This window comes from Mycobacterium sp. ACS1612 (assembly GCF_001667505.1).
In the GTDB taxonomy this organism is placed as follows: domain Bacteria; phylum Actinomycetota; class Actinomycetes; order Mycobacteriales; family Mycobacteriaceae; genus Mycobacterium.
Genome location: NZ_LZHZ01000035.1, coordinates 211705 through 234649 on the forward strand (window position 1 = coordinate 211705; position 22945 = coordinate 234649).

The 22945-nt window shown below is 65.8% G+C and carries 23 protein-coding genes; 5 read left to right on the forward strand and 18 right to left on the reverse strand.

The window, feature by feature from the left end; translation table 11 throughout:
* The 11 genes from A5724_RS16360 to A5724_RS16415 all read right to left on the reverse strand — a co-directional run bounded on the left by A5724_RS16360 (position 1) and on the right by A5724_RS16415 (position 12639).
* Complete coding sequence (locus A5724_RS16360) at positions 1-696, reverse strand: LysM peptidoglycan-binding domain-containing protein (protein ID WP_067803743.1); 696 nt, start codon at positions 694-696, stop codon at positions 1-3.
* Positions 684-899, reverse strand: a complete 216-nt coding sequence (locus A5724_RS16365) for a hypothetical protein (protein ID WP_067803747.1) — start codon at positions 897-899, stop codon at positions 684-686. Before A5724_RS16365 ends, A5724_RS16360 begins: the two co-directional genes overlap by 13 nt.
* On the reverse strand, positions 899-1456 hold the full coding sequence (locus A5724_RS16370) for a phage tail protein (protein ID WP_067803750.1): 558 nt from the start codon (positions 1454-1456) through the stop codon (positions 899-901). Before A5724_RS16370 ends, A5724_RS16365 begins: the two co-directional genes overlap by 1 nt.
* 2 nt (positions 1457-1458) lie before the next feature.
* Positions 1459-3441, reverse strand: coding sequence for a phage tail sheath subtilisin-like domain-containing protein (locus A5724_RS16375; protein ID WP_067803753.1), 1983 nt, complete (start codon positions 3439-3441; stop codon positions 1459-1461).
* A 1-nt stretch (position 3442) separates the two neighbouring features.
* Positions 3443-3883: a phage tail protein gene (locus A5724_RS16380; protein ID WP_067803756.1), complete on the reverse strand. Its 441-nt coding sequence runs from the start codon at positions 3881-3883 to the stop codon at positions 3443-3445.
* Between the two features lie 15 nt (positions 3884-3898).
* Positions 3899-7243: a phage tail sheath subtilisin-like domain-containing protein gene (locus tag A5724_RS16385; protein ID WP_067803760.1), complete on the reverse strand. Its 3345-nt coding sequence runs from the start codon at positions 7241-7243 to the stop codon at positions 3899-3901.
* A gap of 24 nt (positions 7244-7267) precedes the next feature.
* Positions 7268-8419 carry a hypothetical protein gene (locus tag A5724_RS16390; protein ID WP_067803762.1) on the reverse strand — a complete coding sequence of 384 codons (1152 nt, stop codon included), beginning with the start codon at positions 8417-8419 and terminating at the stop codon, positions 7268-7270.
* A complete protein-coding gene (locus A5724_RS16395) occupies positions 8416-9024 on the reverse strand; it encodes a DUF4255 domain-containing protein (RefSeq protein ID WP_067803765.1) in 609 nt (202 codons plus the stop codon). The genes A5724_RS16390 and A5724_RS16395 overlap by 4 nt, the downstream gene beginning before the upstream one ends.
* Positions 9021-9389: a hypothetical protein gene (locus A5724_RS16400; RefSeq protein WP_156752311.1), complete on the reverse strand. Its 369-nt coding sequence runs from the start codon at positions 9387-9389 to the stop codon at positions 9021-9023. The genes A5724_RS16395 and A5724_RS16400 overlap by 4 nt, the downstream gene beginning before the upstream one ends.
* A 269-nt stretch (positions 9390-9658) precedes the next feature.
* Positions 9659-10351 (reverse strand): response regulator transcription factor, encoded by a 693-nt coding sequence (locus A5724_RS16405; protein WP_197518683.1) that lies wholly within the window; start codon positions 10349-10351, stop codon positions 9659-9661.
* A gap of 1970 nt (positions 10352-12321) precedes the next feature.
* The gene (locus A5724_RS16415) at positions 12322-12639 is read right to left on the reverse strand and encodes a hypothetical protein (protein WP_082965067.1); all 318 of its coding nucleotides are present in this window, start codon (positions 12637-12639) and stop codon (positions 12322-12324) included.
* A gap of 135 nt (positions 12640-12774) precedes the next feature.
* Between A5724_RS16415 and A5724_RS16420 the strand changes: the two genes are divergently transcribed.
* A complete protein-coding gene (locus A5724_RS16420; protein WP_067803778.1) occupies positions 12775-13179 on the forward strand; it encodes a hypothetical protein in 405 nt (134 codons plus the stop codon).
* A gap of 39 nt (positions 13180-13218) precedes the next feature.
* Here A5724_RS16420 and A5724_RS16425 read toward each other — a convergent pair whose 3' ends face one another.
* On the reverse strand, positions 13219-13719 hold the full coding sequence (locus A5724_RS16425; protein ID WP_067803781.1) for a PPOX class F420-dependent oxidoreductase: 501 nt from the start codon (positions 13717-13719) through the stop codon (positions 13219-13221).
* A 59-nt stretch (positions 13720-13778) separates the two neighbouring features.
* Between A5724_RS16425 and A5724_RS16430 the strand changes: the two genes are divergently transcribed.
* Positions 13779-14180 (forward strand): MerR family transcriptional regulator, encoded by a 402-nt coding sequence (locus A5724_RS16430; RefSeq protein WP_067803784.1) that lies wholly within the window; start codon positions 13779-13781, stop codon positions 14178-14180.
* A gap of 47 nt (positions 14181-14227) precedes the next feature.
* Here A5724_RS16430 and A5724_RS16435 read toward each other — a convergent pair whose 3' ends face one another.
* Both A5724_RS16435 and A5724_RS16440 read right to left on the reverse strand, forming a co-directional pair.
* Positions 14228-14794, reverse strand: coding sequence for a dihydrofolate reductase family protein (locus A5724_RS16435; protein WP_067803787.1), 567 nt, complete (start codon positions 14792-14794; stop codon positions 14228-14230).
* Positions 14795-14851: 57 nt separating this feature from the next.
* Positions 14852-15511, reverse strand: a complete 660-nt coding sequence (locus A5724_RS16440) for an MOSC domain-containing protein (protein WP_067803789.1) — start codon at positions 15509-15511, stop codon at positions 14852-14854.
* Positions 15512-15556: 45 nt separating this feature from the next.
* Between A5724_RS16440 and A5724_RS16445 the strand changes: the two genes are divergently transcribed.
* Entirely contained in the window at positions 15557-15898 is a 342-nt protein-coding gene (locus tag A5724_RS16445; protein WP_067803792.1) for a hypothetical protein, read from the forward strand.
* Between the two features lie 7 nt (positions 15899-15905).
* Here the strand turns inward: A5724_RS16445 and A5724_RS16450 are convergent, their stop codons facing one another.
* From A5724_RS16450 to A5724_RS16465, 4 genes are all read right to left on the reverse strand, one after another.
* A complete protein-coding gene (locus tag A5724_RS16450) occupies positions 15906-18281 on the reverse strand; it encodes an excinuclease ABC subunit UvrA (RefSeq protein WP_067803795.1) in 2376 nt (791 codons plus the stop codon).
* A gap of 3 nt (positions 18282-18284) precedes the next feature.
* Positions 18285-18695 (reverse strand): VOC family protein, encoded by a 411-nt coding sequence (locus A5724_RS16455; protein WP_067803906.1) that lies wholly within the window; start codon positions 18693-18695, stop codon positions 18285-18287.
* A 5-nt stretch (positions 18696-18700) separates the two neighbouring features.
* The gene (locus A5724_RS16460; RefSeq protein WP_067803909.1) at positions 18701-19081 is read right to left on the reverse strand and encodes a helix-turn-helix transcriptional regulator; all 381 of its coding nucleotides are present in this window, start codon (positions 19079-19081) and stop codon (positions 18701-18703) included.
* An 85-nt stretch (positions 19082-19166) separates the two neighbouring features.
* The gene (locus A5724_RS16465; protein ID WP_067803798.1) at positions 19167-21467 is read right to left on the reverse strand and encodes an alkaline phosphatase family protein; all 2301 of its coding nucleotides are present in this window, start codon (positions 21465-21467) and stop codon (positions 19167-19169) included.
* 234 nt (positions 21468-21701) lie between these two features.
* On the opposite strand from A5724_RS16465, the gene A5724_RS16470 reads away from it, so the two are divergent.
* Together A5724_RS16470 and A5724_RS33815 are read left to right on the forward strand one after the other, a co-directional pair.
* Positions 21702-22412 carry a hypothetical protein gene (locus tag A5724_RS16470; RefSeq protein ID WP_067803801.1) on the forward strand — a complete coding sequence of 237 codons (711 nt, stop codon included), beginning with the start codon at positions 21702-21704 and terminating at the stop codon, positions 22410-22412.
* 35 nt (positions 22413-22447) lie between these two features.
* On the forward strand, positions 22448-22945 hold a 498-nt coding region (locus A5724_RS33815), incomplete at its 3' end, for a hypothetical protein (protein WP_156752313.1).

A 22945-nucleotide genomic window follows, 5' to 3' on the forward strand; every position in this document is an offset into this window, starting at 1 on the left:
CTAGGTCAGCGGCGGAATGGTCAGGGTCTGCCCGGGTGTGACCCGGCGTGGATCGTCGATGGCGTTGGCGTTGGCGACATGTCGCCAGTCCCGGGCGTTGTGCAGGTACTGCCAGGACACCAGCGCCAAGGACTCCCCTTGTTTGAGCAGATGACTGCGGGTGTGATCGGCCGACTGCAGGTTGAGCTGCTGCAGCTGCCGGTGCAGCGGCACGTACTCGTCGAGCTTCAACGTGAGCACGGCGCGCAGCGGGGTGCCGTCGGGACTGAACAGCTTGAAGTCCTGCTTGACGTTGGTGACCACGCAGGAGAACTCGCTGCGCCGCTGGTTGCCGTAGCGTTCGGGCAGTTTGTCGCCGGGGAACTTCTCTCCCCAGATGAACGAGCAGACTGGCGCGGCGTGTGTCTGCGGGTCGATCTTGACCAGGCCGTAGAACGCGTCGGTCAGCGTCGTGACGCTGGTGGCACCGATGCCCATCCCCCGGTCGGTGGTGTCGAAGAAGAGTTCGACGCTGGCGGTCTCGGTACCGCCGCGGATGAACTGCTTGAGGGGGCTGTCGAGGCCTGGGATGGCGATCTCGACGGTCTGCACGGGCTTTTCGAATGACAGGCTGTTCGGGTTGTACTGGACGGTGATCTCGTCGGACGACCCGTCGAGCTTGAACACCTTGAACTTCGCCTTGCTCAGCTCGGCCATGCGGACCGTCCTTGGGGTGCGCGCTGCTGCTGGACGACTGAGCGCAGATCACGCTCGCTGCCGCGCGATGCGTTATCCCGATCCCGGGCGTCGATCCGTTGTATGACCGCCTCGACGATCTGGTTGAGCACCTCCGGTGCCAGCAGCGCCGCCGAGTCCACGACATCGACGGAGGTGTGCAGTTCTTGAATCTCGCCGGCCATCAGAGGTTCACCCCGACGGCTTCGGCGCCGAGTTTGAGGATCGACAGCTGCCACAGTCCCTCGTGGGCGATCTCGAGCGCTTCGACGGCAACCTCGTTGGCCGAGCCGTTGAGCTTCGGGCCCTCGAAGCGGACGGGGAACCCCCTGCGGAACTTCCAGATGTTGTGCGGGATGCGCCGTTCGTCCATGAGCAGGACGATGCCGTCCATCCGCTTGACCTTGCCGTCGCCGAACCCGTACAGCCAGTCCCATCCGCTCTGACTGATCCGCGAAACACCGCGGGTGAGTACGAGATTGGGCCACGTCAACCGGGTCGGGAAGCGATGCTCGGTGTTGTTGAGCCCGCCCTCGTGGCGCTTCTCGTCCTCCTGCAGCATCTTGAGGCCCTCACACTCCGAAAACCCGCCGAAGAGGGCGTCGCCGAGCAGCGAGGCGACGCCTGATTTGATGAACGACCCGGCGCTGCTGGTGTCGGCCATCAGGACCATGAAGTTGTGGTTCAGCGGTGGGTCGAGCCGGATGCCCGTCGTCGTTTCGAGGCCCGCTAGCAGCGACATGGTCAGAACCCCGTCCCGGTCGCTCCGAGGGCGGTGCTGGCACCGCGGACCTGTATGGAGTCGTGGACCCGGCCCACCCGCAGCACCACGAACTCGAACGGTTGCGCGGGGGCGATGCCGATCTCCATTAGCAGCTGTCCGACGTCGCGCTGTTCGGGCGGGTTGTTGTTGAGGTCGCAGTGCACGAAGAACGACTCCTCTGCGCTGGCGCCGGCCAGCATCCCGGCTTCGTGGAGGGTGTCGAGGAAGAAGGTGGCGGTCATGGTGGCGCGGGCGCGGGTCAAAAAGCCGTTGGGCTCGAAGACCGCCCACTGCAGCGCGTTGCCAAGCGCCTTTTCGATCATGGAGACGAGTCGGCGCACGTTGATGAACACCCAATCGGGGTCTGAGGACATCGTCCGCGCACCGAGCAGCCGCAGCCCGCGGCCGTCTGCGCTGCGGGCGACGTTGACGCCGGCTTGGTTGAGCACGGCGTGGCGTTCCTCGGATACGGCCGCGCTGGGACCCAGCGCCCAGTCGATGCGCCGGTTGGCCGGGGCGCGGTGCACGCCATGCTCGAGGTCGGTGGCCGCGACGATCCCCGCGACGTGGCCGCTGGCGGGAAGCAGGCGGATGGCCCCGGCGGCGCGGATGGGATCGCTGACCTTCAGCCACGGGTAGTTCAGCGCCGCGTAGTCGGTGTCGAATCGGGCGCGCCAGTCGAGCACGCCGCGGATCCCCGACACCGCGTCCAGCGCCACCTCGTGCGGCACGTCGAGCAGCGCGAACCGGTCGCGCTTCTGCTCGCACTGCAGCACCATCTCGGCCTGCACGCGGTAGACGTCTGCTGTGGTGAAGACCGGCGGCAGTTCTGGGGGCGCCATGACCGGCGGCGCAGGCTCGACGGGGGGGTCGTCGAGGCATGGGTCGGGCACGCACGGCGGTGGCGGCGCGAACTCGTTGAGAACGGCGGGGTGGATGTGGATGTCGGGTACGGCGAGCAGGCCCACTTCGTCGATGTCCGCGACAGCGCGTAGGCCGCGGCGTTTACGGGCCCGCGCCTCGTCGGAGTCGTCGTCGGCGAACGGTTCACCGACGAAGTCGCCGACGGTGAGGCTCGCCAGACCGTCGCGCGCCCCGGATAGCGGCTGCACGCCGGCGACGACGTCGAGAACGGTGAGTGCGGGCACGCCGGAACGCAGTTCCTCGAGCACGACGGGCTCCGGTGACGCGAACGCCGCAGCCGTCGGGGCCAGCACGGTCGGGCCGTAGCGCGGGTGCTCGGGGACCAGCGACAGCCGGTCATACATCCGCAGTAGCCGACCGCGTTCGTAGGCGAGCATGCGATAGTCGACGGTTTCCAGCAGCACGGGCTGATCTGGGTCCACCCCTGTCAGCGGTGCGTCGTACGGCAGGCCCGCGCCGGGGTCGGGGTGGGTCCAGTAGACGCGGCTCGTCACGGCGTCGGTGGTGGCCACGGTGCGGTACGCGAGGAACCCCGTGCCGGATTGCGTGGCTCGCACCAGCGTTGAGCGCGCGAGCCCGGCCACGCTCGGTACTTCGCTCCAGCGCCCGGCGGGGTCCTGGGCGACCGTGTACAGCTGGGCGCGGTTCACCTCGCGCATCACGACGGACAGCTGGTTGCCCCACACGCCGTGGCTGCTCGCGCTGACCCGCCACACCGGACCGGCGGCGTCGCGCAGCAGGGCCGAGGCCGCAGCTGATCCGGTCAGCGGGTCGTTGGAGGCGACGCGGACCACCCAGCAGCGACGTCCGCCGTTTTCCAGGAACCCGCGCACGGCATAGGCCAGGTAGCCGGAAGGTGTGCAGCCCCCGAACCAGGACACGAACTGCTGCCACGACTCGACCGGCACCGGCATGTCCATCGGGCCACGCTCGGCGATGCCGATGATGGCGGTGATGTCAGTGCGCAGCGGTTCGACGGGCGGGCTGCCCGCGTCGACGGTCTGGTAGTAGACGCCCGGCGCCTGGTCGGTGGCGAACATGTCACGCGGCTTCGAACGTGATGTTTTCGACGATCAGTTCGATGGATTCGATGAGAACCTCGTTGCCGGAGGCTTTCAGGTCCGACGCGGACATCTTGTTCGGCCAGGCGCTTTCGAAGTGCCAGCGCAGCACGTCGTTGCGCTCCTCGTCCATCAGGACCACGGTGCCGTTGCGCCGGTCGGGCTTGCCGTTGGCGATGTTGCGGTACCAGTCCCACAGTGTGGTGTCCTTGACCATTCCGCGTTTGAGCCCGATGGGGCCGAATTTGCGCAGCCCCGGGAGCTTTCGGGTGGTCAGCGGGAGGTCCATCCCGGTCCGGTAGTCGGCGACGTCGCCGTCGGACTGCAGCCCGGTGACGTCGCTGAACGCCGCGACCGGGACGTTGTCGATCTCGAGCCGGAAGTTGAATGTCCGGAACGGGTCGTTGCGGTCGTCTGCCATCTGCGTCTCCTGGGGTTAGCTGTCGGAGCGGGCGGTCCACAGGCCGATCCGTACGATCACGAATTCGGCCGGCTTGACGGGCGCCACGCCGACCTGCACGATCAGCCGCCCGTTGTCGATATCGGTCTGGGTCATGGTGGTGCGGTCGCAACGCACGAAGAAGGCTTCCTCGGGCACGGTCCCTTCCAGGGCACCGTTGCGCCACACGACGAGCAGGAAGTTGGTGATCGTGCGGCGCACCCGCGCCCACAGCGGCTCGGAGTTCGGCTCGAATACCACCCACTGCAGGCCTCGGTCGATGGAAGCCTCGATGAAGATCAGCAGCCGTCGGACGTTGACGTACTTCCAGTCCGGGTCGGAGGTGATCACGCGGCCGCCGTACACCCGGATTCCCCGGTTGTTGTCGCGGAAGTCCCGGATCACGTTGACGTTGACCGGGTAGGGGTTCAGGATGTCCTGCTGCTCTTTGTTGACCTTGCGCCGCAGACCGGTGATGCCGCGCACAACCTCGTTGGCCGGGGCTTTGTGCACTCCCCTGTCGATGTCGGTGCGGGCGTAGACGCCGAGCACGTGGCCTGACGGTGGGATCGGGTACGCGCGTACGTCGGCGAGGTTGGCCGGATAGGGGTCGGGGATCGTCAGCCACGGGTAGTACAGCGCGGCGTACTTGGTATCGAACTGCTGGCGCTGGTTTTGCGCATCGACGATGGTGTCGTTGGGCTCGGGGGCGCTGTCGAGCACCGCGAACCGGTACCGCATCAGCTCGCAGTGGTCGATGACACCCTGCTGCAGTCGTTGTTCGACGCGGCCCGGTATGGCGACGAGGCTGACTTCCTCGATGTTGCGCACGGCTTGCAGGCCGGTGCGTTTCTCGGGGTCGGCGTTGTCGCTGCCGAGGTAGTTGTTATCGGTGAGCGACAGGATCGCGTCACCGCCGAGGACCGTCTCGAGCGCAAGCCGTGCCGGTAGCCGTCTGCCATCGGGTTGTGGGTCGACCAGGGTTTCGGGGCCGAGCCGGGTTGTCTCGGTCACCGCCGCGGTCGTCGCCGCGTCGCGGACCCGGATATAGAGTGAGGCACCCTCGGCTCGGTGATCCCACCGGCGCTTCGCCCCGTCGATGTCGCCGATGACCTTTTCGATGTAGTTGCTGTGCCGGGGGTCCAGTGACAGGTTGCGGAAGATCTCGCGGTCGATCACCTGCGCGTCGCGCGACGGCGTCGCGGGGTCAGGTTGGCGCAACAGAAGTACTTCGAGGGTGAATTCCCGTGACCGCACGCCGTTGCCGCTCACATTCTGCTGCGCGGACAGACCCGCCCCGGCCAGCCGAATATTGCCGGTCGCGCGGTCCACTTCGCGGACCTTGACGGGGTCACCGAGCACCGCGCCCGTAGTCGGGTCGCTGATCTCGAGCACCGTTCCCGGTTGCACGCCGGAGCGAGAGGCGAGCCGGATCGTGGTGGCGTTGACGATCGCATCGATCGTCGTGTGGCTGACGAGGCCCGGGTTGTCGTCGATCACGCTGACGCGCAGCCGGTTGCCCCATGAGCCGGCATCGAGTGCCTGAACGGTGAATAGCGGGGCGCGCTGCACGACCGCCGAGCCGCTGGGGTGCGAGCGGGCGAGCGCCGTGGTGAGAGTCAACTCCTCAGGTGCGGCGGGCGCAGCGTTCTGATTCAGCGTGTGGAAACTGACGTCTCCTCCGAGGGTGGTGACGCGGATAGTCTCGGTGCCCGCAAACGCGTCCCCGTCGCTCACGAGGAATTCCGAGGCTCCAGCGCCGACACCGAGTACAAGGGCGGTGAACTGGCGTCCGCCGATTCGGGATGCTTCGCCGAGGATCGTCACGGCGGTGCCGTCGGGCATTGCGGTGGCTAGCGGTGGGGTGACGACGACGTTGCCCGCGTCCGGCGTGACTCCGCTCTGCGCCGGCAGCGACAAGACGGTGACGACCTGCTGCCCCGCACCGCCGCCCACCCGCAGCAGCGCACCTGTCGTCAGTCCGACTCGGTCGTCGACCGCGAGCACGCGGGCGCCGGCGGCAGCGTCAGCCGTGGTCTGCTTCGGCGCCGGCACCACCTCGTCGTTGACGTTGGCGGCCGAAGCCAGCTCGGTCACGGTAAGGGTCGCATTGTCCGCGCCGATCGCCTGGATGGTGACCGTTTGCGGCGCAGTGGGATTGACGATGAGCTGTTGTCCCGCAACGAGTCCGGCGGCCTGGTCTGGCTGCAGCACAAGCTCGTGGGCTCCTGCCAAGGCGCCTGCCGACAGGGTTCTGGCGGCGGCGAACTCGACGGCCTCTACGAGGCTGCCAGCCTCGTAGTCGTCGAGGGCGCCCGGCGACACGTCGAGGCTGTCGAGTTGCCCGATGCGGCGCACCTCGCGGGTCGCGGTATTACCCACCACCACGAGGTGAGTCCGGTCGTCGAGGTTGCCCTGGGTGTCGTCGACGTAGAACACCGGGGAGCCTGCTGTCGCGCTGGTGATGGTCGAGGTCTGCACTGCTGCCGCGGTCAGGTCGATCGACGTCACCGCGGTGCCATCCTCGTATGCCGAGACCAGGGGGGCGTCCAGCCGCACGCGGGCGGTGGAGTCCGTCCCGCTGACGACGGTGATCGCGCTGGTGTCCCGTACCAGGCGGTATTCGGCGGAACCCGCCGCGCCGATCTCTAGCACGGTGCCCGGCGCGAGGCCGGCAACGTCGTTGCTCGCTCCCTGAACAACGACGGCGGTGTCTCGCGCCTCGGGGGCAACTTCGAGCGTGAATGCCGGACCAGCCACCCGGGCGTACTCCTCTGCGCTTTCTCCCGCCGGGTGCGACCGGGCTAGCGGCAGGTCGGTCGCCACGACCACGTCGGCCACAGCGGATGCTCCGGCGGCCTGGCGGTACTCCGCGGTGCTGCCGTCGCCGATGCGGACCCAATCGCCGTTGCCAAGAGCCGCGCTGGACACGACGATCAGGCTGGGCGGCGCGGCCGCTGAACCGGTCCCCTCGCCCGCGGCGCGCAACAAGGTGGTGGTCACCGACGCGGCGTCGCCGCGGTCGAACAGGGGGGACTCGGCGTTGGTCGCAGCATCGTGGACGACGCGCACGACGTAGACACGTTTGCCGCCGTTGGTGAAGAAACCTTCGATGGCGTGCGGGAGGAAGCGGTGGTCGCCGTAATAGTCGTCGCCCGCTCGCAGCTGGCCGCCGTACAGCCGTACATACTCGCCGACGCTGGTCACCAGGATGGGGACATTAACGGGACCGCGTTCGGCCACGCCGACCATCGCGCAGGTGCTCGTGCTGACACCTTCGATGGGCTTGGCACCCGTGTCGACCTCTTCGACGTACACGCCGGGGGCGAGGTATTCAGGCATCGCTTCCTCCGTTGTTCACGACGCTCAGGTGAGCGTGAGGTTCACTGCCGGTGATGGCTGGGTGAGGCTGACGCGCGCGGTGGCGTCGAGGCCGGCTGACACGGCGGACAGCGTGAGTGCGGCCAGTCCGGTGAAGGCGGGCAGTCGTGCGAATCCGTCGGCGTCTGTGGTGGTTTCGTAGAGCTCGGCGATGCGATACTCAGCCGCCGCGGAGCCGCCGCTGATCCGCACGGCCTGTCCGGCGGCCAGCCCCGCGAGCGAGCCGACGGCTAACGTGCGGTCGCCAGCCAGTGCCTCGGCCGTGAGGTTGACCGCCGGCGCGGGCCCAGCGGGCACCGGGATGCGGACCGCGGAGGCGCCTTCGGCGTGGCCGACTGCGAGCGGGAACCGCAGCTCGAACTCGGCGGGCGACAGCGCGTCGGCCGGACCGTGGACCGCGAGGACCTCGATGCGCTCGGCGCGCTCGGGATCGCCCAGGTCGAGGCCCACCAGGTTCCCGGGCACCAGTGAGCCGGTGTTGCTCACCGCGATGCGGGTCGCGCCGGCGGCGGCCGCGGCGTCCAGGGTGCGCGCTGGTTCGGCGGCCGGAGTCAGCGTGGGCCGGTCGATCACAGCGCCGCCCGGTCGGCGTGCGCTCAGCCCGGGCGCGACGCCCAACAGCGGTGTGGTCGCCGCGGCGGCTCCGATCCCAGCGACGCTGGTCCAGTACCCCTCGACAGTGACGTCGGCGCCGGGCAGCGGCACCGGTCGGTTGCTGGGACCGAGTTCGTAGCTCCTGACGTGCAGGACGACGGGAAGCCTGCGCAGCACGACTGTTCCGAAATCGGCGGGGGCGAACGCCGCTGGGAAGGCAGGGTCGGTGGCGAACGCCGCCACCTCCTGCCGGGGCAGGTATCCGGGCGCCTCGATGAGGACGTCGACGTCATAGGTCGTCGTGGCAAGACCCGGCAGTGCCCGCGACGGGTCGCCGGCCAGTCCGACGAAGCCGCTGCGCGCTGTGCGCGACTGCAAGCCGGGAAAACCGGTGCTGACTCGCGCGCTCTCGACGGGAGCACCGGTGAGGCCATCAATGAGCTGCGCGCTGACAACGGCCTGGAAGACATGTCCTTGGGCGCGCGGCGACAGGGGACTGACGGTGTACTGGTTCTGGTTCGCGATCACTGTCGAGCGGGTCATGGCCCACCCACGATCACGGCCGGTTCGACGAGTGGGATGTGCACCGGCGCAGCGGTTTCGGTGCGCAACGGCGTCTCGATGTCGATGACAGTGACCTCGTAGGACACCGATGTCCGGTACGACGCGTTGAGCGCATCCCAGACGCGAGCCAGCTCGTCGATGCTGAGTCCCTCGAACCGGCTCGTCACGACGGTGCGGGTGCCTTGGAAGTCGTCCTTGAGGTCGACTCCGCGAAGCTGCGGGTGGTCGTTGAGAGCCTGCAGGGCCTTGCCAAGAATGACCTGTTCCGTCTCGGGTGAGTCCGCGGCGTTCGAGTTGATGATGGGGGCGATGAGATAGTGCAGGCGCACCGGGAGCGGCGCGGGCGCAAGGCGTGTCGGGCTGACCCGCTCTGGTGGCCGGTTGAGCGTCACATCGTCGCGGGTGACCCGGTACAGCCAGACCGACAGGCCCGAGCGGTTACCCGTCATCTGCGCCGGGGTGTTCAGGTAGACCCGCATCGCACCGCCGCCGGAGAACAACGGGCCGAGGTCAGGGTCGGCCTCGAGCTCGGCCTGGAGGAAGTCGGCGATGGTACGGCTCGTCGCCCGGATCGCGGTGATCATGACGGCGCCGCACCGGTGTCATGGATCGTCTGGATGAGCGTGTCCGGGGACAGGGCTCCTAGCTCGGTCCGGTGCGGGGTCAACTCCCACAACGCAGCTTGCTGCCCGTCGACGAGTGTGGCCAGCACTCGAGGTACACGCCGGGATGGCCCGGCGAGCCATTGGGCGATGATCTCCTCATCGGCGTTGTTCCAGACCACGATGTCGGCGTCCACCTCGGGCAACGTGCCCTCGCGGCCCGGCGAGGCCAGCTCTGCGACGACGTCGAGGTCCGGCTGCGCAGCCACCGTCTGCCCGATGATGTCGCCCAGCAGGCCCGAGCAGCCGACGAGTGCCACCCGAACGTGCGAACCAGACGCAGCCACCAAGCCAGTACGCGTCATTGCGTTGCGTTCGTCTATCCGCCGGGGGATCTGGTTTTGATCGGCGATCTAGATCTTTGTTCCGACGGATCGGTTCGTCGATCGGTACCGACGGGCAGATCCGGATCCGTTGCGGACGGCTCCGAGGCGGCCCCGCCGCGAACGAAAGTTATTGTGGGCAGGATGATTCGGCTCGCCTGTAAGGCCTTTCGGCCGGGGACGCGGCAGATCGCAACGCCGGGCCGTGCGTCCGGCAGGGATTCGACGGGTCGCTAGTCGGCTCGTTTGAGGCGGGTCGTGACGGCCGGGAGTGGACCCGGGTTCTGGATCTCGCTGCGCTCGCCGTCAGCGGCTAGCTGCGCCCGACCGCAGGCGGCAACGACATCACCACGTGCGGCGACCCCACACTTTGCGAGCAGGTTGTGAACGTGGTTCTTGACCGTGCTGACCTCGAGGTCAAGTGCCCGGGCGATCTGGCGGTTGGTCATTCCGTTCTCCAGTAGCTGCATGACCTGCCGCTCGCGGGGGGTCAACTGTTGGGGGACCTCGCCGCCGCGGCGGGAGCGGGCCTGAAAAGCGATGTGGCGCAGGAGCCGGGCGGCCAACTTGGGTGTTACCGCCGCCTCTCCGCGCAGCGCAGAGTGCAGTGCTTCGCCGACCTCGGCGAGTGTCGCCTCGCGGGAAACGTAGCCGCAGATGCCCGCCTCGGCGCACTCGACAACCTCGGTCGAGTCCTCGGGAACGCCCAGAGCCATCACCTTCAGCGCCGGGCGGGCAGTCAGCAGAGCGGCGACTACCTGGGTGCTGTCGCGCAACGCCATATCAAGAAGAACGACATCGCAATTAGTACGGCGAACAGTCATCACAGCGGCTGGTCCGGTGGCCGCGGTCTCTACCAACTCAACCTCATCAAGGCGGCGCAACGAGTCGGCGACTCCGTCGCGGTAAAGGCGAATCTCTGTCACTACGAGGACTCTCATGTGAGCGGTCCGCTGTGCGACGTTCGAATGACCTCCGTGCCCGTGCCATTGCACTCTCTGATCCCGGGCGGTCGCCGTCGGCGTGGGCGGTAATCGTCAGAGCCGAGGCGAGCCGGACCACCGATCGACGGACGGCCGATACCCCCGCGGCCAGATAACTGCATGGCCGTCAGTCACTGCATGCGCTTGGCGTACCAGGTTTGGCGATTTGCTGAATTGTGCACGCGGCGATGCGATTCACGATTCCCCCTCAAGCCACCGTGGATGCCAAGATTGTCTCGCGCAATCATGATCCAATACTCGGGATTGGCCGAACAAGAGTAATCGACTACCTGAGTTCAGTTCGCGTTTGCGATAAGAGGTAGCGCAGGAGGCTGTGCGCGCTGCTGTTGTCCGTCCCTCAGAGTGGCACTGCGCACAGCCTCCAAATTGGACCTCCCCAGCCGCGGCGTAGGCCAACCCACGCGCGGGCCCAAGCGCCCAAGGCCTCCAAATCGACGGCAGCGTAACAGGTTCGCTCAATTTGCTACTTTCCCAGCGATGTCGAAGCCTTGGCATCCGCGAGGTGAGGATCGCAAGGACTCATCTGCAACTTCAACATGTACAACGTTGGCAGCGCGCTCGACACACATTGGATTCCGCGTGCGATCCTGGCAAATCAAGTCAGCAGAAGAGTCCGTGTGTTCGACTCAGTCAAACGAACCATCTTCGGGGGCCGGCGCGTGCTAACGCTGGCGCTGGGAGCGTTAGCTGGCGTGTGGGTCGGTTGGCATTGAGGCAAGTGGAGTTCCGACAACCAACGCTGGGGTTTGGCAATACTTGCGCGACTCTGCGCGTTCCCCGTCTCCATGTGGTTGGTCGAATAGGGTCGTCGTCTCCGACAGCTTGCAAGCGAGTGCGGTGAGGATTGGGCTGGAGCTGATCAGGTGTCTGTCAAAGAATGATTTCTACTGCAGGTTGGGCTTGGCTCCGAACGCGGGCCACCCCAGTCGGGATTCCAAGTGTCGGGTTAGGCCGCCGCGATCAGATGGCCGGTGTCAGCCAGTCGCTGAGTTCCCAGCCGACGCGGTGAGGGGCGACGGCGTCGATCCGAGGCAACAATGCCGTGGCGGTGGCAGCGGACTTGTCCGTCATTGAGCCGACCGCGTCCTAGCGAGGTCGCCCATACCGAAGTCTGATGCCGCGACGCACTAGGCACCTGCCGGCCGGCCGATCGATTCACGCACCTGAAATGATGAGCGGGACACGGACGAGATTCATGAATAATTCTGCTATCCATTCAATGCTGACATCGCTTCCCCGCGCTTTGATTGGTACGGATAGTGACGGCGAAACACGCTACGAGGAGCGCGAGCTCGACGAGGGCGACGTGATCGCCCATGGCACCACTGCTGTCGACGGGTACGGCAAGACGCCGGTCGAGCGGGCGAAGTTCATTGTCGACATAATCCGGGTGCACCTCTCCGCGAGGCGTGCACGCTACACGTCGAAGATCTGTCATCCATCGAAGCGCTGCTCGGGGGCGAGGTCCGCTGGTGCCCGGTCTGCAGCACCTGTCTGTCCACCGACTGACGAAGCGCCGGATACGAGTGGGCTGAACTGAATAACTTCAGCTCAATCGACCCGAGATACCGCCGTTACGCACCAGACCGCTAGTTCACGATTCACTGAGAAATCTGACCAAATCGATTCTCACCCTTCTTGTTCCACGCAGGTCAAGGCCGTGCGCGGGCGCAGATTGAATGAGAAGGGACAATTGTCGGGTGCGTGCCCCGTCCTCCCCACGCCGGACCGCCGGCGATTTCGGTGCGTTCGGTCGCGATGAGCGCGACTAATCACACCGAAATCACGCGTGAACACGACGCCCGACCGGCAGGCCCGGCCTCAGTCCTTCCCCGCGGGTGCCCATGCTTTCGTCACCGTGACGAATTGCACTCAGCGTGGCGGGCCGCTGACTACTTCGCATTCGGGCATTCGACGTCGACCGACACCGTGACCGTTGCCGGATCCGCTGTCGGCGGGCTCGGGTCGTCGATCCCGATGACGGTGCATGCCGACAACGCAACGTTGGGCTGGCCCTCCAAGAAGTTGACCACGACGTTGAACCCCTGAGTCTTGAGGTCGTCGACCGTGGCTCCGACGGACTCCGAACCGGCCGTCGGAAAGACCAAATCGGCTTCGGCGACGGGCGTGCCTGCGTTGGCCGCGACAATGGCTAGGCCACCGACCGCAAGCCATCGTCGGGTACGCGTGGAAATCAGTGAACTCGGCACAATTCGTCCTTCCTGCGACGCTATATCGCATTCAACGAGACCGGCTTCAAGATCGTTCACGCTTCTAACGACCGAAAGACGCGCGTGTTACCGCAAACCTCGGACAGATGCGCGCATCCGCGTCATGGTTACCAAATGCCGAACCCGAAGGTTCCGACCCCGAAAGAGATCAAGGCCGCCGCGCAGGCGGCCGCCGACACCGCGCAATCGGTCGCCAGCGGGGCGATGCGCATCCCACCCGCCTCGATCCAACTTGCGAGCCAGTTGCCTGACCTGATCGAGAATCTCGCGATCGCCACAGAGCGCCTCAACACGGCGATCGATCGCGCCGAACGGTACCTCGCGTTGGCCGATCCGATGATCCGGACGATGGATGCGTTGCTGCCTCAACTCGAAGCCCTTGTCGCAACCGGCAACGACGTCTACAACGCCGTGTCGTCGCTGCCCGGTGCGTCCACGCTCAGCCGGCTTGCGAGCAGCGGGACATCGGTCGCACGGAAGCGGCCGGCGCGGTCCCGATCCACGGACAAGAGGTCCTAACGCTCCCCCGCGAAGACGCCTGTCCCCCAACGGAATACGTCACTGTGACGTATCGGGTCCGCCACCATCCGATGCGCGTCCATCGAAGTCGATTCGCACAATTGCGCTGTCGGGCCACACATTTCGGTCGCGCGCCCGCCGCAGCTTTTCTCGCACCGACAACTCGCTGTGCACATTGGTGACGCCGGGAAGCTTCACCAGCGGCACGGTATTCCACTGCCACCCATACCGCCGATGCAGCGCGCGATTAGCTTCTGTGGCCTCGTGGCCGGACAGTATGGTCGCTCGACCGGTGAACGTGCCGGCACCGCGGATGATCCGGCCACGGTAATCGCACGCGGTGATCTCGACCTCCGAGTGCGCGGTCATCCGCTTGGTTTTTGGCCCGACCTTCGTCCGGAACACCAAGGAGCTTCCTTGAAGGTCGAACCATATCGGGGTGTCGACCGCGGCACCGTCGCGCCGGTACGTCCGCAGCATGGCGTACCGGGCGCCGCTCAACTCATGGACAAGGTCGACTGGCTGCTTGTGCTTCTGCATGGTTACAGTCAACGACTTAGAGTTGACTCTAAGTCAAGCCCGGAATCGGAGGTCGAATCTTGACCAGCACTCTGACGATCGGCGAACTCGCCCGGCAGACTGACGTGGCGGCCACCACGCTGCGCTACTACGAGCGAATCGGCCTCATCCGGTCCCCCGATCGCGTCGGCGGTCAGCGCCGCTATGACCAGTCGATCGTCGCCCGCCTCGACGTGATCAGGCTGTGCAAGGCCGCCGGGTTCGCCCTCGACGAGATTCAGGTGTTGTTCGCCGACGACGCCCCCGGCCGGCCCGCCAGTCGCGCGCTCGCGGAGACCAAACTCGCCGAGATCGACGCGCGCATCGCCGAGTTGCAACGCGCCCGGCAGATCATCGAGTGGGGCATGCAATGCACCTGCCCGTCGATCGACGACTGCACCTGCGGGATCCACACCACCAAGCCCTTCGATATGTCACAGTGACGATTTAGGCGCACTAAATCACCTGCGCCGCAACGTAACTGGTCCGATCAGTCATGTTTCGCCTCATAGCGCAGCAGCACCGTGCCACCCGGAAAGGTGCGGTTCTCCACCAGTCGCAGCGAGATCCATGACGGCAGCGTCGGAAAGAACGGGGTACCCCCGCCTACGGCGATGGGCGCGATGACGATCCGGTATTCGTCCACCAGTCCGGCCTGCACGATCGGTGCGGCCAGCGTCGCGCCGGCCACCTCCAGTTGCCCGTCGGTTTCGGCTTTCAGCTTCGTCACCACCTCGACCGGGTCGCCGCGTTCCAGGCGCGAGTTCCAGTCGACGGACTCCAACGTGCGCGAGAACACGACCTTGGGCATGTCGCGCCAGATGCGCGCGAAGTCGACGATCAACGGGGTGGCGTCCTGCGCCTGGTCGGCGGTCGGCCAGTACGCGGACATCAGTTCGTAGAGCCGCCGGCCGTAGAGCGACAGGGCGGTCTCCCGCTCGAAGTCGTTCCAGTACTGGTGCAGTTCTTCGCTCGGCTCTGACCAGTCGATGTTGCCCTGCGCGTCGGCGATGTACCCGTCCAAAGACACGTTGAAGCCATAGATGAGCTTGCCCATGCCATTCAGACTGCACCGCAAGGCAATTCTCATCGCGGCGCCACGCCCGCGACGGTGTTACGAATCGATGCGGCGGCGAGCCAGATCCTTGATCTCATCGGCCAACGCATCGGCTTGCAGAACTTGCGGCAGTAGCTCCGGTTCCAGCGTTAGCGCTCGGAACACCAAGCCCACGGTCACGTCGTGGCTCGGTTGATCAATGACGACGATCGAATCGCCCGCGCGCACCGATCCGGACTCGATCACTCGGAGGTATGCACCGGGCGTTGCCGCCTTCGTGAACGTCTTCACCCAGCCCCGGATCGACAGCCAAGTTGCGAACGTCCGGCACGGGATGCGCGGCCGGGTCACCTCGAGCACCAGCCCATCGGCGCCGACCCGCCATCGCTCGCCGATACGAGCGCCGGTGACGTCGAGCGCTTCGGTGGTGAAGTTCTCCCCGAACTCGCCGTTGTTCAGGTCGCGCCCCAGCTCTCGTTCCCACATGTCGAGGTCCTCGCGGGCGTACGCGTACACCGCTTGGTCGTCGCCGCCGTGATACTGCTGATCACCGATGTAGTCACCCACCAGGCCACTGCCGAGGCCGCCGTGCTTGGGGCCGGGAGCGCGCACACTCACCGTGTCACCCGTCGGACGCTTGTCGATGCCGGTCAACAGCGAGTCCTTGTCGGAATTCGGGTAAGGATGCGCCAGATTGACCGCCAGCACGTTCGCCATGGCCGGAGCCTATCGATTCACCGGCGACGGTCCTAACCTTGTGCCATGCGCCGTCGACTCGTTGTGGTCGCCTTCACACTTTTGGCTGTCGGCACCGCACCGGCACCCGCGTCGGCCGTACCACCCGACCCGCCGGCACCGACGGTTCCGGTGCCGCCCAACATTTCGGCGTTGCCGCTGCCCGTCCTGCCGATGCCGGTCGGCGTTCCGCCGTTCGTCTACCCCGCCGACGTTCCGGTCGTCGAACTGCCCAGCGACATTCCGACCGTCGAACTACCGGCCCCGGTGCCCGCCGTTCAACTGCCCGCCGACGTCCCCGCCGTGCAACTGCCCGCCGACGTTCCGCCGATCCAGCTTCCTGCGCCCATTCCGCCCGGCCTGATGTGACGGCCCGTCAAGCGCGGACGTACTCGGCCAGGTGCTCGCCGGTCAACGTGGAGCGAGCGGCGACCAGATCAGCCGGCGTGCCCTCGAAGACGATGCGGCCACCGTCATGCCCGGCGCCGGGGCCGAGGTCGATGATCCAGTCGGCATGCGCCATCACCGCCTGGTGATGCTCGATCACGATCACCGACTTACCGGAATCGACAAGACGATCCAGCAGCGCGAGCAACTGCTCGACATCGGCGAGGTGCAGGCCGCTGGTCGGCTCGTCGAGGATGTAGATGTCACCCTTGGCGGCCATCTGCGTCGCCAGCTTGAGTCGCTGCCGCTCGCCACCGGACAACGTGGTCAATGGCTGACCCAATGCCAGATAGCCCAGACCGACATCGGCAAGCCGAACCAGAATCTTGTGTGCTGCAGGCACTTTGGCTTCACCACCGAAGAACGACAATGCGTCGGCGACCGACATCTCCAGTACCTCGCTGATGTCGCGGCCACCCAACTTGTATTCGAGCACTGACGCGTCGAACCGCTTGCCCTCGCACACGTCGCACTGTGTGGCGACGCCCGCCATAATGGCCAGATCGGTATAGATCACCCCGACGCCGTTGCAGTTCGGGCACGCGCCTTCGGAATTGGCGCTGAACAGGGCCGGCTTCACCCCGTTCTCCTTCGCGAACGCCTTGCGGATCGGTTCGAGCAATCCGGTGTAGGTCGCCGGATTGCTGCGCCGCGAGCCTCGAATCGGCGTCTGGTCCATCGCCACCACACCGTCCGTCCCCGCCACCGATCCGTGGATCAGCGAACTCTTACCCGAGCCCGCGACCCCGGTCACGACCACCAGCACCCCCAACGGGATGTCGACGTCGACGCTCTGCAGGTTGTGAGTATCGGCACCGCGAATCTGTAGCGCGCCGTTGGACTTACGTGTCTTCTTCTGCAACGCCGCCCGGTCGTCCAGGTGCCGCCCCGTCAGGGTGCCGCTGTCCCGCAATTGCTCGACGGTGCCCTCGAACACCACCTCGCCGCCCGCCGCGCCCGCCCCTGGGCCGAGGTCGACTACGTGGTCCGCGATCGCGATTGCCTCCGGCTTGTGCTCGACCACGAGCACGGTGTTGCCCTTGTCGCGCAATTGCAGCAGCAGGTCGTTCATCCGCTGAATGTCGTGCGGGTGCAGGCCGATCGTCGGCTCGTCGAACACGTAGCTGATGTCGGTCAGTGACGAACCAAGATGGCGCACCATCTTCACGCGCTGCGCCTCACCGCCCGACAGCGTCCCGGCGGGCCGGTCCAGTGACAGGTAACCGAGCCCGATCTCCACGAAGGAGTCGAGGCTGTGCTGCAGCGCCTCCAGCAGTGGGGCCACGAACGGTTCATTCAGCGCCTTGACCCATTCGGCCAGATCGCTGATCTGCATCGCACACGCATCGGCGATGCTGGCCCCGTTGATCTTCGACGATCGGGCCAACTCGGACAGGCGGGTGCCGTCACACTCCGGACACGTCGTGAACGTCACCGCCCGCTCGACGAACGCCCGGATGTGCGGTTGCATCGCGTCGACGTCCTTGGACAGCATCGACTTCTGAATTGTCGGAATCAGCCCCGAATACGTCAGGTTCACGCCGTCGACCTTGATCTTGGTCGGTTCCCTGTACAGCAGGGCGTCCAATTCCTTCTTGCTGTACTTGCGGATCGGCTTGTCCGGGTCGAAGAAGCCGCAGCCCCGGAAGATTCGGCCATACCAGCCGTCCATGCTGTAGCCCGGGATGGTCAGCGCACCCTCGTTGAGCGACTTGCTGTCGTCGTATAGCGCGGCCAGGTCGAAGTCGTTCACCGAACCCCGGCCCTCGCAGCGCGGGCACATACCCCCGGTGATGCTGAAGTCGCGCCGCTCCTTGACGGTCTGGCCGCCCCGCTCGAACGTCACCGCCCCCGCGCCGCTGATCGAGGCGACGTTGAACGAGAACGCCTGCGGCGAACCGATGTGCGGTTGCCCGAGCCTGCTGAACAGGATGCGCAACATCGCGTTGGCGTCGGTGGCGGTGCCGACCGTGGAGCGGGGATCGGTGCCCAACCGCTCCTGGCCGACGACGATCGCGGTGGTCAGCCCGTCCAACACATCGACGTCAGGCCGCGCCAACGTCGGCATGAAACCCTGCACGAAAGCGCTGTAGGTCTCGTTGATCAGCCGCTGCGATTCCGCGGCGATCGTGTCGAACACCAACGAACTCTTGCCCGACCCCGAGACGCCGGTGAACACCGTCAGCCGACGCTTCGGCAGTTCGACGTTGACGTTTTTGAGGTTGTTCTCGCGGGCGCCGTGCACCCGGATCACTTCGTGGCTGTCCGCCGCGTGCAGGGCCGGCGACCGAGTTGGCTTTTCCATGGATCAGCGGATCTCCTGGATTCGGACCATGTTTCCGGCGGGGTCACGCAGTGCGCAGTCGCGAACGCCGTACGGCTGCTGGGTCGGCTCCTGGACTACCTCGACGTCTCGAGCCTGCACCCTCTCGAACGTGGCGTCGAGGTCCTCGGTGGCCAGGTTGAGCTGACCGAACGTCCCCTTGGCCATCATCTCGGCGATCAGGCGGCGCTCGTCGTCGGTGAGGCCGGGCGTGGCCGCCGGCGGGTAGAGCACCACATTCGTGTCGGGCTGGTTGGGCGGGCCGACCGTGATCCAACGCATCTTGCCGTTGCCGACGTCGAGGCGAACCTCGAAGCCGAGGACGTCGCGGTAGAACGCCAGCGACTCATCCGGATCGTCGAGCGGCAACATGCTGGAGTGAATGGTGAGGTTCATGCCGCTCACGTTATGTGTAGCCGGGTGGCGGGCGCTTCTCGATTCCTGATCGGCCTGGTGACCTGCTTCTCCACGCACGACGGGAGCCCGCCGACCGCGCCGGTCGCCTGGTCGCGGTAGGCGCTGGGCGACATGCCGACCAATTCGCTGAAGCGGGTGCTGAAGGTCCCCAACGACGAGCATCCGACGGCGAAACAGACTTCGGTGACGCTCATGTCACCGCCGCGCAGCAACGCCATGGCCCGCTCGATCCGGCGCGTCATCAGATAGGAGTACGGCGACTCCCCGTACGCGAGTTTGAACTGGCGCGACAGGTGCCCCGCCGACATGTTCACGCCCCGCGCGAGCGCCTCGACATCCAACGGCTGGGCATACTCGCGGTCCATCCGGTCGCGGACCCGGCGCAGCAGCTTGAGGTCACGCAGTCGTTGCGCATCCGGCGACGTCACACCGGGATCGTACGACGGGCGTCTACGTCCAGAATTCGTTCATGGGGTACGCGTAGCGGTCGTTGTTCGTCAGCGGTGGAAGCCCGAGCGAATCCTCGATCGTTCGCAGCAGGCTGTAATGGTCGTAGCGGTCGTCGGCGATGAACGCACCGGCTCGCATCCCACCTGCGACGGCACCCGGTGACGGGATGACCACGGTGACGATGTGGTTGCCGTCATTGCCGATGCCCAACGAGATGTTGTTGTAGTCCTCGTCGAAGGTCAGGAAGATCGCGCTTCGCTCGTTGGGGTCGTTCCAGGTGTTCGAGTCCATGATGATGGGCAGTGTCTCCGCGAGCCATCGGTCGCCCGCCGCCACGTTGTATTGGTGTCCGCCAAGGAATTGCGGCGTGAGCTGACTCAACGCCCATCCGATGATGCCGGCGAGGGTATCGGTGGGTCCCTCCATGTTCGTCGCGTCGTCGGCGGCGAACCACACGAAATCGGGCGCCAGATGGGGAACGACGAGATCTCCTGCCATTTCCGACAGATCGAACAAGTGGCTCTCCACGCGGGCCGGGTCGTCGTAGATGTCATGGAACGCGAGGAACGGCAACCGGTCGGTTGGTGTGCTGTAGCCGCCCCCGCCCTCCATGTAGCCGGCCCAGGTCTTGTGCGCCAACTCGATGTTGTCGGCCAGGTTCAATGCGGGGTCGAAACAGTCCGCCGGGCAGTTGTAGTCGAAGCCGAAATCTGAACCACCAATGATCGGATAGTAATTCGGGTCGCTAGGGTGGGTCAGCGCGTAGTAGTTCGATGCGAACCCGTAGGTCTGGATGAGACTGTTCAGGTACGGCGCGTTACGGCTGCCGACGATGTCGCTGAAGCCCTTGTTTTCCATGTAGACCATGAACACGTGATCGAGTTCGCCGACATTCGACTCCGGTCGGACGAGGGTCGGCGCGACGACGTTCTCCGAGCCGACCCTGAACGACAGGTTGTCGGCGTATGCGTTGTTGTAGTTGCCCAGCACCGGGTTGCGGTCCGCCAGCGTCACGACCACGCGTGCGGCGCGAGCGCCCACCGGAATGGTTCCGGTGGCCTGACGGCTGAGGAACCGGGTCTGGAAGAAGCGGTCCAGCACGCTGACCGGGCGGATCCTGCCGGTGCCAATCCTCCCCCCGCTTGCATCGAGGAACTCGACGCGGACCGAGGCCGCAGACGGATCGATGGTGAATCCGCCAAGGTATCCGCTCAACGCGTAAGGCACGGTGCCACCATCGATTTCGGTAGCAGCGGCGCGGAGGTCGACGATTTGGCTCAGAGTGGACGTCGCGACCGGTCCCCCGCCGAAGAACTGCTCGCCGCTGTCGGGCGGTGCACTGGCCGAGGTGGGGAACGCCAGGAACCGCGGGAACGTCGGGCCCGGCGACGAAGTGGGCCACGGGAACCGGCGCGGTGTGCCGTACTCGATGACGGTCGGGGTACCCGTCACCGTCCAGCCCGGCACGGTCACTGAGCTATACCCGGACAATGACGGATCGCCGAGTTCGGCGCCCGGGTTCACCAACAGGTTGGGTCCCGTGACGATCAGCGCGGGGACATGCTGCACGCCCGCAGCGGGCAGCGCGATCCGCAGCGTCTGCTCGATCTCGCGACGGACCCAGGCCAACATGGTCCACAACACCGGCTCGTGAACCGGCGCAAAGGGACTGACGGTCATCGACGGGCCAAGCCCCACCCATCCGAGCAGGCTCGAGACCACCTCCGTGACGATGTTCAGCGGCGTCAGTGGACTGCTGAACTTGGGCGGCTCCACACGCGACGTGACCGGTGTGCTGACGGTGACGGTCCGTGCACTCGAGTTCGGCGTGTCGGCCGCGAACCGAAATTCGTTGGGAAGGTTTGGTGTTGGTACGGTGTCGGTGCTGGACTTGACCTTGGGCGTGACGCTCGACGGCGATGAACGTCTTGATGACATCTTGGTCACGCGGTCGGGGTCGACCTTGTGCGGTTTGTGTTTCGGCGTAGTCGGTGTGTTTTCGTCTCTATCGGTCGCGGTCACCCTGGCATCGGTATCGGTGTCGGGTGCAGCCGACGGGGTTGCGGCGGAAGCGGTGTCGGGAGCCGTCGAGGCAGGCTCGTCGGGCTTGACCGGCGTACTGGACGACTTCTTCTTCGGCGTGTGCTTCTTCGGAGGCGGCGAGTCGGACTCCACCGAAGTCGTCGACGCCGAATCGGATGGTTCCGCTAGTGCGAGACCCGGCATGGTTCCCACCGCGAGGCCCACGCCGAGTGCGACGGCCAGCGCACCTACCCTGCCGACGTACCCGACGTAACCCACCTTGGCTCCTTAGCTCGATGGGATGCTCAGCGTCAGAAAAATCTACGCCGAGAGTCATTGACGCGAGGATCGAAACGACAGAACAGGGTCGCCGTCCTTGCCTGCGAAAAAAGGCGACTAGGCGTGCGTACCACGATTTCCGACCCCCTATACTGCTGCGACGATGACGCAGCCGATCAACGAGTATCGCCACCCTCGTGAAATCGCCGACGAATTGGACGAATCCGGCGTGGTATGCCTCCGGAATGCCGTCCCGACGAATGGCTTGCCCATGCGCGAGAAGACATCGAGGATCGGCTCCGAACCCATGGCACGCGCGATCACTTCATACAATCTCCGCAGGACGACGAAGACAGCGATGCAGCGGTTTTCATCAAGAGCCGCTCGGTCGTGTCACTGCTCACCGACATCGTCTGCGCCCGCTTCCCCGACGATCCCGGCACTCTGCAATTGACCGGTTCCGCATTGCGAATAGTTGCCGGTCCGCGCGGCGAAGGCGACGCGTATTGGTTTCACTACGACGCCAGCGTCGTGACGATGGTGGTACCGATTTTTCTGCCAGAAGCCGCACCCGGGGACGCAGGCGAGTTGGTCGGTCTCTTCAACAAACGACCGTTCCGGCGTTCTGTTTTCGCCAACATCGTCGACAAAGCCGTCGGACAAAGTGCCTTCTATCGCAAACACATTCTCGGAAAGCTCGATAATGCCGGCTATCTGCACCGAGTCGACATGAAAGTCGGAGACGCATACCTGTTCTGGGGTTATCGCAGCCTGCACGGCAATATGCCGTGCGAATCCGGAGCCCTGCGCGCCACATTGCTGCTCCATTTCGGTCGTCCGCACGGATCGAGCAAGGCGTTGACGACAGCTGTCCGCATTGGCCAGTCGCTGCGCAGCATCGGGCAGAAACCAAGTGACGAGGAAACTGCGGTCGCCGCGCACTGACCGCAGCTATTTCGCACCAGCGTTAGCATCGGGGGGTGACTGAGCGCGAAGCCCCGCCGGGTTTGGGCTTCGATTACCGGCAGGACGACCCGTACGAAAGCGACGGGTGGTTCGGCGCTGAGCAGGTCGCCGAGCCGACATACGTGTACGAGGTTTCCCCTGAGCCTCGACGCGAACCCCCTCCCCCTGTGCAGCAGAACCGGGGGGAGACGCGCCCTGCGCCCCCGGCTCGTCCAATGACCAGTCCGACCGTGAACACCTGGACCGTCAACGGCCAGCTTCGCGCGTCGGACAGCAGCACTCTGACGTTTCGGCGTCCCCCGAAGCCGTGGTACAGGTCCAAGCAGGCCGGCATAGGGTTCCTTGTCGTCGCGGCGGCTGCGGTGATCGTGCCGATCGTCTGGCTCGTTCTGCCCGACAACTCCGCTCCGGCTCCGGGTCCGTCGACCTCTGTCGCCCCGCAGCCGTCCACGCCGGAACCGACGCCAACCACCGCTTCCTCGACGCCGGTGAACTTACCGCCGCCACCACCC